The organism is Pseudoalteromonas sp. 19-MNA-CIBAN-0066, assembly GCF_040308705.1.
In the GTDB taxonomy this organism is placed as follows: domain Bacteria; phylum Pseudomonadota; class Gammaproteobacteria; order Enterobacterales; family Alteromonadaceae; genus Pseudoalteromonas; species Pseudoalteromonas nigrifaciens.
Window position 1 is genome coordinate 66,105 of the sequence record NZ_JBEONZ010000011.1, and the last position, 12,393, is coordinate 78,497.

The 12,393-nt window shown below is 38.9% G+C and carries 9 protein-coding genes and 1 tRNA gene; 2 read left to right on the forward strand and 8 right to left on the reverse strand.

The features are described from left to right. Positions 1-14 precede the first annotated feature (14 nt). The 5 genes from wecA to AAEZ18_RS08900 form a co-directional block, all read right to left on the reverse strand. Positions 15-1,058, reverse strand: a complete 1,044-nt coding sequence (wecA, locus tag AAEZ18_RS08880) for a UDP-N-acetylglucosamine--undecaprenyl-phosphate N-acetylglucosaminephosphotransferase (RefSeq protein WP_350594511.1) — start codon at positions 1,056-1,058, stop codon at positions 15-17. A gap of 54 nt (positions 1,059-1,112) precedes the next feature. Next, a complete protein-coding gene (locus tag AAEZ18_RS08885; RefSeq protein ID WP_350594513.1) occupies positions 1,113-2,072 on the reverse strand; it encodes a Wzz/FepE/Etk N-terminal domain-containing protein in 960 nt (319 codons plus the stop codon). A gap of 73 nt (positions 2,073-2,145) precedes the next feature. After that, the gene (locus AAEZ18_RS08890; protein WP_350594515.1) at positions 2,146-4,818 is read right to left on the reverse strand and encodes an SLBB domain-containing protein; all 2,673 of its coding nucleotides are present in this window, start codon (positions 4,816-4,818) and stop codon (positions 2,146-2,148) included. Between the two features lie 122 nt (positions 4,819-4,940). Continuing rightward, positions 4,941-5,723 (reverse strand): DUF481 domain-containing protein, encoded by a 783-nt coding sequence (locus AAEZ18_RS08895; RefSeq protein WP_179807200.1) that lies wholly within the window; start codon positions 5,721-5,723, stop codon positions 4,941-4,943. A 32-nt stretch (positions 5,724-5,755) separates the two neighbouring features. Then, positions 5,756-6,574 (reverse strand): mechanosensitive ion channel family protein, encoded by an 819-nt coding sequence (locus AAEZ18_RS08900; protein WP_011327107.1) that lies wholly within the window; start codon positions 6,572-6,574, stop codon positions 5,756-5,758. A gap of 261 nt (positions 6,575-6,835) precedes the next feature. Here AAEZ18_RS08900 and AAEZ18_RS08905 point away from each other — a divergent pair. Then, a tRNA-His gene (locus AAEZ18_RS08905) sits at positions 6,836-6,911 on the forward strand. Between the two features lie 380 nt (positions 6,912-7,291). Here AAEZ18_RS08905 and AAEZ18_RS08910 read toward each other — a convergent pair. Then, positions 7,292-8,833, reverse strand: coding sequence for a methyl-accepting chemotaxis protein (locus AAEZ18_RS08910; protein WP_350594518.1), 1,542 nt, complete (start codon positions 8,831-8,833; stop codon positions 7,292-7,294). Positions 8,834-9,222: 389 nt separating this feature from the next. Then, positions 9,223-9,897 (reverse strand): tRNA-uridine aminocarboxypropyltransferase, encoded by a 675-nt coding sequence (locus AAEZ18_RS08915; protein WP_350594520.1) that lies wholly within the window; start codon positions 9,895-9,897, stop codon positions 9,223-9,225. A 223-nt stretch (positions 9,898-10,120) separates the two neighbouring features. On the opposite strand from AAEZ18_RS08915, the gene AAEZ18_RS08920 reads away from it, so the two are divergent. Continuing rightward, the gene (locus AAEZ18_RS08920) at positions 10,121-10,573 is read left to right on the forward strand and encodes an REP-associated tyrosine transposase (protein WP_089367699.1); all 453 of its coding nucleotides are present in this window, start codon (positions 10,121-10,123) and stop codon (positions 10,571-10,573) included. A gap of 349 nt (positions 10,574-10,922) precedes the next feature. On the opposite strand, the gene lpdA is transcribed toward AAEZ18_RS08920, so the two are convergent. Next, complete coding sequence (gene lpdA / locus AAEZ18_RS08925; RefSeq protein WP_192532804.1) at positions 10,923-12,350, reverse strand: dihydrolipoyl dehydrogenase; 1,428 nt, start codon at positions 12,348-12,350, stop codon at positions 10,923-10,925. Positions 12,351-12,393: the final 43 nt, after the last annotated feature.

Below are 12,393 nucleotides of genomic sequence, written 5' to 3' on the forward strand. Positions count from 1 at the left end.
TTTATTCTTTTAGATTAATGTTTTCTTACCCAGCTTAATATTCGCCATATACGAGATAGGGCGTAACAATAAAGAATAAATATTAAAATAAAGATAGTTAATAATATCCACTCAGGTACTCCTAAATAATCTAAAACACTACCTAATAGAGCACATGTTATAGACATCAGAGAAATAATTACTAACGAGTGTTTTCTGGTGCAGCCTGCACGTTCAAATATATGGTGTAAATGGTCACGATCAGGATCAAAAGGCGACTTACCTTTTCTGACTCTTCGATACATTATTGCAGCCATATCCATAAGGGGAATTGCAATTAAGTACAAGGCTGTTACTGGCTTAAATGCTGCAACTTTTTCATCTGCTCCGATCAACAGAAGCCATACCACTGTAAATCCTATTAACATGCTTCCAGCATCCCCCATAAATACCTTATTCATTTGCTTACTTGGCCAGCGAAGATTGAATAGTAAAAAGGCTGTGATGGCTGAAATAAATAACAAACAAAGCAAATACCATGTCGAACCAGCAGTACCCAGTAGAATAGCTAAAGCGATAAAGCTAATCATACTTAATACACCAGCTAACCCATCAATACCATCTACCATATTAAAGGCATTTATCCCTCCAATAACCGCAATAATAGTTAGAAACACACTAAAGCTATTTAATTCCACCTCAAAAAAACCCAAAATATTACCAAGGCTCTTTAGCGATACATCAGCCCAATAAAACATTATCAAAGCCAATAAAATTTGAACGACCACCCTAAGTTTTACGCTAAGTGAAAAGCGATCATCAAGTACACCTACCATCAAAACAATAGAAGATGTAAGTATGTAAACTTGGAAAGTATGTGTGTAATCTAAAAGCATTAGTGAAGAAATCAATACACCAATATATATTGCCACCCCACCAACCAAAGGAACTTGCCCTTCGTGTTTTTTTCTATTGTTTGGCGTGTCAACTAAACCCATTTTTACAGCTACAGGTTCGCAAAGACAAATAATGAAAAAACAAGTAAAAAAAGCAACCATTAGAGAGATTATATTACTCATTTGGGCGTTCTTCCCTGTGACAATCTTTTTTATTGGAATCAAAATAAATCATAATTAAGCTACTCTTGGACGGGTATAAAGTAGACGTGCCACTACCAAAAAAATACTAATAAGAAACCCACCAATAGCCCCAAGAATACAAATTAATGCTCTACGAGGACTCTCTTTCTCTTCAGGAGCGAAAGCTGGATCGATTGTTTTAAAAATATATTCATCACGCACGTTTGCAAACATAATTGTTTTAGATTGCTCTTCATAAAGGCCGAAAAGAACAGAGCGCATATCTACAATTTTGGTTGTCTTAAGCTGTTTAGTTAAAAAGTCTTGGCTTTTAATTGCTTCATCTACATCGCGCTTTTTCATCTCTGAATTTATATCTAAAATAAGTTGAGTTACCCAATTCTTTGCTACTTGAGCTGAGTAGTGTTCAATCGCGACTCTCACTAAGCCAGTCGTTTCATCTTCTTCAATACTAAGTATTTTCGAAAAACGTTTATATGCCTCTTGTGCTGAAGGTCTTGCTTCCAATGGTGGAGCAACCTTCCTTAACCAGACCTTATTATCAATATCATATAAATCTTTGTTATATAAGAGACTTTGCGAATTAGAATCCCAGCCTTCAGCAGCCATTAAATCAGCCAATATTTGATGTTTATTTATGAATGCATCAATAAATTTACGAGATTTCATTATTTCTAACGCTAGTTGAACATTATTCCCAGCATTAGCGCTTCCAACATTTATACCCGCTAAACTAGCGATACCACCAAATTGTGATGTTAATGATGAAGGTTTCTCCTGCACTGTTGGAATAATAAGTGCTTCAGAACGATAAATATTAGGCTGATTAATCGCATAAAATATCGATAAGAGTAAAAAAGCTGTACTTAAAATAGCAATGAACCACTTGCAACGCCAAAGAATAATAATTAGTTCACCTAATTCGAGTACATCGTTTGATACATGTGACTGATTATTATACTCAATATTTTTGACTGAACTTTCAGTGCTCACTTCATCACCTTTTTAGTTATGCTTATCATATTAGAATCGACTCAACAAATATTTATAAAAAAACTGCTCTAAATTAAAGACTACCAATTGCTGCAACTGCGACACCCAGTTGATAAAGGATCTGGGTAGCTGTGCTCCACAGCGTTAGCTTATCCATATGCCCTGCGTCCATAGGTACTACTATGGTGTCACCAGCCTCTAACTGCTCTGAGTTATTAACTGCAAACCAATTACCCGTGTTAGGTATTTTTACCGAGCCATTCGCTTTAATTATATAAATGCGGTCGTCATCGGCACGCTCTTTAAGGCCACCACTTAGCTTAAGGTAGTCGTCTACGCTTATACCCGCTTTATATAAGTGAGTAGTTGCATAATTAACCTCTCCCACTACGCTGATAGAGTCGCGCTTACTAGGCACGTAAAGTGTATCGCCATCTTGTAGCACTAAGTTTTGCTGGTTATTTGCAATTAAAGGCAGGTCAATCACTAAACGCCCAACTGCTTCCACGCTAGCCAAATCGTTAAGTAACTTGTTCATTTCGTCGTACGAAAGCGCACTGCTACTTACAGAGTCTTGAAAGCTTTTAGATGCCACATCGCGACGCAGTTCAGTTGCCAAACGCGCTAACTGCTGTTGCTCTTGCTGCTTAACCGATTGGCGAATAAACACCGCAGCTTTTTGCTCTGCAAAATCTGAAAATCCACCCGCACGCTCTAGTAAATTAGTCAATGTTTCGCCGCGGCGAATTGTGTAAGTTCCTGGGAATAATAGCTCGCCCTTTAAAGTTACTTTTACGTTTTCTTGCCAGTTTGGAATTGCAAAAATATTGATACTGTCTTTACTGCGCAGTGTAATGTTACTTTGAGGGTTTCCTTTAATGGCACTTGCTAAATCGAATCTAACATGCTCAATTTGAGATCCATCGTTAATTGCTATGCGTGTTATTTCTGCTTGTTTTGTATAAGCCGACTCAAGCAAACCGCCTGCAGCGGTAACTAAATCAACAACACTTCCATTAACCATTAATGGGTAAATACCTGGGTACGTTACACTGCCATTAATTTCAACTAGCTGCATTTCTTTATTAAGTGATGCTTGTTGTTTTAATTTAGCTATTATCGGCGATAACAATTTATTGCGGCTAAAGAAGGTAAACTCCTCTGATACTAAGCTTTTATTATCCGCTGTTTTTTTAGACACCTGAGAAATAGTTAAAGTTTGATCGCTATTTTGCAATGCAGTATTAATACTTAGTTCGGCACCAACGTATTTTTCAAACTCTTTTTGTTCGTATTTATGCCACAGCTCTGTTTTGAGTTGCTGTTCTTGCTGTTTTTGGCTTAGTGCCATATTTTTAAGCGCTAACTGCTCAGCCTGTTTTTCTTCAAATCGGCTAAATATAATTATTTTATCGTTAGCGCTCAGAGCTAAGTCGTTTTCGCTATTTTTAATAATGGCGAGAGCTACATCAAACTGATGTACTTGTATATCGCCATTAATGTTTACTTCTCGTACTACTAAACCATAGCTTAAATCAGCTTGCGGAAGTAGGTCGCCACGTACCGACTTTAGTACATCGGAAATACGTTTACCTTGATGCCATTCATAGCTACCGGGGCGTACTACGGCACCAATTAAATTAACTGAGTTTTTATATTGCGAGCTTATGGTATTAAAGCGTACGCGATCACCGTCTTGCGGAATATAATTTATATTTTCAGCTGAAAAGTCTACAGTTAGCACTTCTTTACGGTTGTTATTAAAACGTTCTACCACTGCATTTTTAGTATAGGCACCTGGTTTTAAGCCACCAGCCATAGCTAACAACTCTTTCGCAGTTTCTCCTTTTTTAAGTTCGAATATAGCCGGGCGTTTAACTAAGCCTTCTACCGTTACTTGAGCACCAACTGAAGGTACAAATACGGCGTCACCTGGTTTTAAAGTTATATCGTTACTGCTATCACCATGAATAAGTAGATCGTATAAATCAAAATTAGCAACTACCTTACCCGCACGCTTTACCTGAATATTACGTAATGAGGCAATATCCGACACACCACCACTTACAAATAATGCATGCGATACAGTAGTTAACGACGATACGCTATAGCTACCTGGCTTATAGGCTTCGCCTAATACCATTATGCGCATACTACGTAGCTGACCAAGTGACACAAAAGCTTTAACGCCAATTATTTCTTGTTCTACTTTAACTTTTATTAGCTCTTTAACCTCACCAAAAGTTAAACCCGCTACTTGTACTGGGCTTAAGTTAGGAATGCTAATGCGCCCTTCGCGATCGACTATTACTTCAAAGTTATTACTTTCTTTACCATAAAAATTGATTAGTAGCTGATCGCCACGACCTACTAAGTAGGTGTCGGGCACTGCTGCGGTTTCGCTAGGCATAAATGTAGTCGGTTCACCGGCAAAAAGTTCGTAACCAAATGGTTTTACTTCGTCTGTTTTTGGTTTGAATTGGTTTTTGTTAATTTCTGCTTGGTTTTGCTGCTGTGTAGAATCGCGCTCACCAATTGTTGGTTCTTCAACAGTAGGTTGATTACTTGATTGGCTTGACCCAGTTATTACCGATAGATCAACACCATACTGCTTTGCCAATGCCTGCTGTTGAGACTTTGGTAATTTTTTAAATTGCTCTATTTGCGACGCACTCGGGGTGAGTGCTAATGTGCTAAAGCTACATATTAATACTAAAGCACTAAACAAGTGTTTAAAAACGTTCACGAGTGGGTATTTCCCTAGGTCTACAACAAGAATTGCTGTGTATTGTACATTACTATTAAACTAATAAAAAAGGGGCTTTCGCCCCCTTAGTCATTTAAATGTCATTAACTTGGTATTATTGGTTAAAAACTGTAAACCAATGTTAGTGAGGTCTCTGTATCGGTACTTTCTTTGTCATCAGCAACGTCTGAGTTGTTAATAATGTTGTAAGCAACCTTCATTTGTAATGAACCATTTATTTTAGCAAGTAGTGCAGTTTCTGAACGTGTTTTGGTGTTGGTGTCACCATACTCTACTGTTACTAGTTGCGTAAAACGGGCGTTATCAGAAATCTGCCAGTTGTAATCTAACTTACCTAAGGCAATAATTTCGCCTTCAAACTCACCCGCAAGTGAGTTACCGTTGTCGTCAACCTCGCTGCTTTCGTCTGGGTATTTAAAACGTTTATAACCTGGGCCGACTTCGGCATTTAGCCACATAGTGTCTTCGTTAATTAAACGCCTACCATAACCAGCAGAAACTACCGACTCACTTCTATAGGCACCAAAATAGTCTGAAACGTGTGAACCATAAATGAATAGGTGCGAGTGTTTTTCATTTAATTTGTAATTGCCTTGTGCAGAAATAGCGTATTTTTCGTTAGTACGCTGTTTGTCTTTTGTACCATCGTCGTTTTCTACTTCGTCTTCTTTATAAATACCGTCGATTTTGTACTCATTATTCCAACGTTCTAGATGATGCAATACCTTAATACCGCCTTTAAGTGTGGTGGTTTCGGTGTTACCGCTGGTAATAATAGCGCCTAGCTCACTGGTAACTTCCCAGGTTTTTTGCTCAGCGTCGTCTGCAAATGCGTTAGTTGCTGCTGTTGCTGCAACTAAAATTGATAAAAGCTTTAGTTTCATTTAAAAATAACCTTTGTATAGCTGTAAGTAAATTAATCTTGTTTGCGTAAATGTACATCCATTTGAGGAGCTGGAATATTGATCCCTTGCTCATCAAATATGATTTTAATTTCTTCGAGTAAACTCCAGTATGTAGGCCAATAATCGGCTGACTCAACCCACGGGCGAACTATAAAGTTTACGCTTGATTCAGCAAGCTCAGATACTGATACGTTATAAGCCGGATCTTTTAAAATGCGTGACTCGCTATCGAGTATTGATTTAAGCACTTCTTTCGCTTTGCGTAAATCGGCATCGTAATCTACACGAATGACTAAATCTATACGGCGTGTTGACTCTCGTGAGTAATTAACGATTGCATCTGACATGATTTTTGAATTTGGCATTATGATAACTTTGTTATCTGGGGTGCGCAGCTCTGTTGAAAATATTTCGATTTTTTTAATAGTGCCGGCTTTATTACCTGCCTCTACGTAGTCGCCCGATTTAAAAGGGCGTAGTAAAATAATCAGCACGCCTGATGCAAAGTTAGAAAGCGATCCTTGCAATGCTAAACCTACAGCTAAACCCGCAGCACCTAAAATAGCAATAAATGAGGTTGTTTCGATCCCTATTTGCGACAGCGCCATTAAAACGGTCGCCATAAATACTATGGCAAATACAATACTAGAAACAAATGAGCCTACTGCTTTGTCTACTTTCTTTTTGTCGAATGCTTTTTCGGTTAAGTTTGCACAAAATTTTGCAATTCGCCCACCTAATAAAAAGATAACCAGCGCTATTACCGCTTGTATTCCATAGTGTAAAATTAGGCCTGAGTTTTCATTAAGCCAATTGAGTACCGATTCCATTTTTGGTCCCTGAAGGTCGTTCATCTGATTTTATCGGCAAATTATATATTATTTACATTTTAGATTCATTAGATAATGGGTTTGCATGAATGAGATTTAATCCAGTTACTTATTAAAACAATAGTTAACTTGACTACTTTTCGTGCGAAACGCACGCTAAACATGCTACTCCACTCTTTTTTTAATTTTTTTCACTTTTTTGCTTCACAACTTTTAATACTTTATGTATTATGCGCCTCACACCAACCAAGGTGTGTTGTGGCGGTTGTAGCTCAGTTGGTAGAGCCCCGGATTGTGATTCCGGTTGTCGCGGGTTCAAGCCCCGTCAATCGCCCCAATTTTTCTTTCCTCAAGAAAACTTTAAATTCCTTACGTTGCTTCTCAAATTTTTACGCTTTTAAAAACCCATATTAAACAAACAAAAATACAGAACTTGTAGTAGGAAATTTACCTTGCGCTTTTTTGATTTTTAACAAGCGCGGCATAAAGCCCCGCCTACAACAAACACACCCCGTAAGCGGGAGTTTACCTCGCGCAAATTTTAACAAGCGCGGCATAAAGCCTCGCCTACAATAAACACACCCCGTAAGCGGGAGTTTACCTCGCGCAAATTTTAGCAAGCGCGGCATAAAGCCCCGCCTACGGGCAACTTAAACACCGATTTTGGCTTAATCTCTGCCTAAAACCTAATGCCTGAAACCTGCTCTTACCCGCCCTTTAATCTACTTTGAAAGATAGCCCTAATGATGCAAGCATTTTTGAGCGTTTATCAATAGAATCTGATTCGACTTCTACTAATTGTGCTTGAGTTAGGTTTTCGCTTGAGGTTTCACTAATATTGTAAATGTTACGGCTAATCTCTTGCGATACCATACTTTGTTCTTCGGCAGCTGTAGATATTTGGCTCGTGAGATCTGAAATATCACTAATAGAAAGATGCACCTGAGAAACAACGTCTTGTGTTTGGCGTGTTTCTTTAACACAGTCTTCGGCAGCGTTTTTTCCAACTTCCATCGTTTTAGACCAGCTTAATAACGTTGACTGCATTTCTGCTATAGATGTTTGTATTTGCTCAGTGGCAGAGTGGGTTCTACTTGATAGTGCGCGAACTTCATCTGCAACGACAGAAAAACCTCTACCATGCTCTCCAGCACGCGCTGCCTCTATGGCTGCGTTTAACGCAAGTAAATTAGTTTGATCTGCAATACCTTGAATTTCTTGCATGATATCGCCAATTTTACCTGCCTCTTTGGCTAATTCTGTTGCTGAATTAGCTGAATTATCTACCTCATTTGCGAGTAAAGAAACTTTATCCATAGTTTGCGACATAGCCTGCGTAGCTGCTTCACAATTTGAATGCGCTTGATTTACTTTCTGGGTAGTTATAACAGTACTTTTGGCAACTTCATCAATTGAGTTAACCATTTGCTCAACCGCTGACGAAACCTGATGTAGCTCTGCAGCTTCTTTTTCAACTCCCAATTTAGATTTTTGAGCAACGGCTTTGAGCGAGTTGGCACCCTTTTCTAAACTCAATGTTCCATCGATGATCCGCCCTACTATTGTAGTGACTTTTCCTTCGAGTAATTTAATTTGAAAATCAGCAAAACTAAATATATTACTGCCCGAAAACACATGGCGAGAGATACTGTCTGACTCAGTTTTTCTTTTTTTAAGGTATCGCTGTGATAAAACGAGCTGATCATAATAAATAACAAATGGCAGAGGAATAAACAGCAAAATAAACCACAGTGAATAACTAGCTAACCAAGCAAAAAGTGCACTAAAGCATAAATATAGAGGGAGTTTGAGTGCCGATAGCTTATGAGTAAATGTATTTATAGACTTGCCACTATTAATACGCTTATACAGATTTTCTGCGCTGTTTAAGTACTCAGGTAATAGTCGGCGCCTAACAGATTGATAGCCTATTTTTTTTCCATTTTCATAAATTGGCGTTACAAATGCGTCAACCCAGTAGTATTGACCATTTTTACATCTGTTTTTAATTGCACCTCGCCAAGCAATATCATTTTTTAAATTAGACCATAAATCGGCAAACGCAGCTTTGGGCATATCTGGGTGGCGCACCATACTATGGTTATTACCTACTAGCTCGTCTAATGTATACCCAGCAACTTTACAAAAATTATCATTTGCGTAAGTTATGACTCCTTGTAAATCTGTAGTAGAGAGTAGTTCTTCATCAATACCAAAAGTAACTTCCTGGTCGACTATAGCTTGTTTTTGCTGACTCATTTGAATGATATTCCCTTAGGGTGATATATCGCTGAAGGATAATTTATAAATGTAAAAGGCGCAATTGTAATGCTTTTTTATTTGTTTTATTTTTTAAATAGTAAAAAAGTTGATTGTATTGAGTGTATTTTTAGTTACAAATAACTATTGTTAAAAGAGTAGTTTGTTTTTTGAGTAACGTGAGGGAAGCAGGAAATAAATTATAAAAATATTAAAAGCTATAGATATAAGGTTCTAGCTTTTAAGCTATAGATAAGTGATATAGACCGACTTGTAGACGGGAGTTTACCTCGATCTGTTTTTTAATTTTAACAAGCGCGGCATAAAGCCCCGCCTACGAGCAACTTAAACACCGATTTTGGTTTAATCTCTGCCTGAAACCAGCCCTTTTACTCTGGCCTGCCTTTATTGCGTTTACCTAATAAGTACGCGTCGCGGAATTTTATAAAGTGCTGTTCTAATTTAGAGGCTGCATCCTTCTCTCCCGCTAACGCTAACACCATAATGGCCACTTCTGCGGTGCCAAGTTGATGCGCATGGGGAGCAACGCGAAGGCGGTAGTCTGAGAGTTTGTCGGCAGTGATCGACAATACCGGAAGGTTATCTAAATACGGACTTTTGCGGATCATTTTTTTAGCTTCGCGCCAGGTGCCGTCTAAAAATATAAGTAGCGGTTTTTTACCGGCTGTTATATTTACTTCAGTTACCGCTCTGCCCGGCTCTACATCTTCAGCAGGAAATACAACCATAGGTTGATATTGAGGATCGTTTATTAATGCTAAAAGTTTGGCATCGGGATCAGTTCTGTCCCATCTAAATGCATAGTTTTCAGGTACTATTTCGGCAATTAAACGCCCAGTATTTGAAGGTTTAAAGCTTTCATTATGATACATAAGTAAACACACAGCGGCGTCGCAATCGGCTTGTACAACCCCTTCACAAATACAGTAAAGCTCTGCAAGTAGGCATTGCTGGCAACGTGTCATTTTAGCGCCTCGAGCGTTAAACTCACGGCGCGATTCGCTTATTTGTTGGGCACGTAATGCTAAAACGGCATTTTTCACTGGGGGTTTACCTTAAATAAATTAGGCGCGCATTGTAGCTAAATTTGATGAAAATAGATATGTAAGGGCTTTAGGTATTAACAAGGTGATACAACCCTATAGGCGGAAGATCACCTCGCGCAATGTTTTTTAATTTTAACAAGCGCGGCGTAAAGCTTTACCTTAGGCAAATTTAAAAATTACTGCTACTTTTAAATTATGACTTTTCTAATGATTATTTTAAATGAAAAAATCACAGCTACTTCGTAAAGGGCGTGTATCTTTAGCTAATCACTATTACAACGTAACTCTAGTTACATATGACAGACAATGCTTATTTACTGATCTTTATTTAAATAGATTATTAATAAATGAAATGAGAATTCTGGAGGAACAAGACGCATCTAAAACGATTGCCTTTGTGTTTATGCCCGATCATATACATTGGTTATTTCAATTAAAAATGAGCTCTTCTCTTAGCTGCTTGATTCGTACATTCAAAGGTCGCTGTACAAAACAAGCAAGGGAGCAATTTTTAATACAAAAGCTGTGGCAACCTGATTTTTATGACCATTTAATTAGGGATGAAAGCGACTTAACTAATTGTGCTCGTTATATAGTAGCAAATCCCCTTAGAGCATCTTTAGTTAAGAGTGTTGCTTTTTATCCTCATTGGGATTGTATTTATATTACTTGAACTCGCGCAATGTTTTTTAATTTTGTTACCAGCAAGCGCGGCATAAAGCCCGCCTACAACCCCCCCCGTGGGCGGGAGTTTACCTCGCGCAATGTTTTTGAACCTTAAACAAGCGCGGCATAAAGCCCCGCCTACAATAAACACCCAACCCTGTAGGGGGAGTTTACCTCGCGCAATGTTTTTTTAAATCTTAAACCTTAAACAAGCGTGGCATAAAGCCCCGCCTACGGACGGCCTAAACACCGAGTTTGGTTTGATCTCTGCCTGAAACCTGATACCTAAAACCTGCTTTTCGCCCATAAAAAAACCCAAGCTGGGCTTGGGTTTTTAAACAATTAACTAAAAGAAATTACTTTTTCTTTTTAACTGCTTTTTTATTTGGTAAGTCAGTGATTGAACCTTCGTAAATTTCAGCTGCTAGGCCGATTGATTCGTTCAATGTTGGGTGAGCATGAATGGTAAGTGCTAAGTCTTCGCCATCTGCGCCCATTTCTACTGCTAGGCCAATTTCGCCCAGCATTTCGCCTGCGTTAATACCAACCATAGCGCCACCGATTACACGGCCACTTTCTTTATCAAAAATAAGCTTAGTAGAACCTTCAGTACGTGCAGATGCAATTGCACGACCTGATGCAGCCCACGGGAATACCGCAGTTTCAATGCTAAGGCCTTGCTCTTTTGCTTCTTTTTCAGTTACACCAACCCACGCCATTTCTGGATCTGTGTAGGCAATTGAAGGAATACATTTAGGATCAAAGTAATGTTTTTGACCAGAAATAACTTCAGCTGCAACGTGTGCTTCGTGAACCGCTTTATGCGCAAGCATAGGCTGGCCAACAATGTCGCCCACTGCAAAAATGTGCTCAACGTTTGTTTTAAGCTGCTTATCAACATTAATAAAGCCGCGATCATCAACGTTAACGCCTGCTTTATCTGCATCAAGTAACTTACCGTTTGGTGTACGGCCAACTGCTACAAGTACTTTGTCGTAACGTACTGGTTCTGCTGGTGCGTTTTTACCTTCAAACGTTACATATAGGCCATCGTCTTTTGCGTCAATGCCCGTTACTTTAGTAGAAAGCATTACATTAAATTTGTCGCTTACGTACTTTTGGTAAATTTTAACAATGTCTTTATCAGCAGCAGGTACTAGTTGATCAGCAAATTCAACTACGTCGATTGCTGAACCTAGTGCACGGTATACTGTGCCCATTTCTAGGCCAATAATACCACCACCAAGTACAAGTAGCTTTTCAGGGATATCTTTAAGCTCTAGTGCGCCAGTTGAATCAATTACGCGATCATCTTCTGGGATGAAAGGTAAGCTAACTGGTTTAGAACCTGCAGCAATAATTGCGTTATCGAACGTAATTGTTGTTGTACCGTCGGCGCCTTCAACAGCAATGGTGTTGCTGCCAGTAAATTTACCGTAACCGTATACAACTTTAACTTTACGCATTTTAGACATGCTAGTTAAGCCACCAGTAAGTTGGCCAATAACAGAGTCTTTCCATGAACGGATTTTGTCTAAGTCAATTTGTGGTGCGCCAAAAGTAACGCCATGCTCGGCCATTGCCGCTGCGTCATCAATTACTTTAGCTACGTGTAAAAGCGCTTTTGAAGGGATACAACCCACATTTAGACATACACCGCCTAGTGTATCGCGAGACTCAACTAGTGTAACTTCTAAGCCCAAGTCAGCAGCACGGAAAGCCGCAGAGTAACCACCAGGACCACCGCCTAGTACAACAACTTGAGTTTTTAATTCGTTGCTCATGCTATTACCTTAATTATTTGAACGGGACACAGCCCCAAGGTTT

Coding starts and splice junctions, on each gene's coding strand:
- wecA (WP_350594511.1), bottom strand. CDS start 1,058: ATGAGTAATATAATCTCTCTAATGGTTGCTTTTTTTACTTGTTTTTTC.
- AAEZ18_RS08895 (WP_179807200.1), bottom strand. CDS start 5,723: ATGAAACTAAAGCTTTTATCAATTTTAGTTGCAGCAACAGCAGCAACT.
- AAEZ18_RS08900 (WP_011327107.1), bottom strand. CDS start 6,574: ATGGAATCGGTACTCAATTGGCTTAATGAAAACTCAGGCCTAATTTTA.
- AAEZ18_RS08910 (WP_350594518.1), bottom strand. CDS start 8,833: ATGAGTCAGCAAAAACAAGCTATAGTCGACCAGGAAGTTACTTTTGGT.
- AAEZ18_RS08920 (WP_089367699.1), top strand. CDS start 10,121: ATGAAAAAATCACAGCTACTTCGTAAAGGGCGTGTATCTTTAGCTAAT.
- lpdA (WP_192532804.1), bottom strand. CDS start 12,350: ATGAGCAACGAATTAAAAACTCAAGTTGTTGTACTAGGCGGTGGTCCT.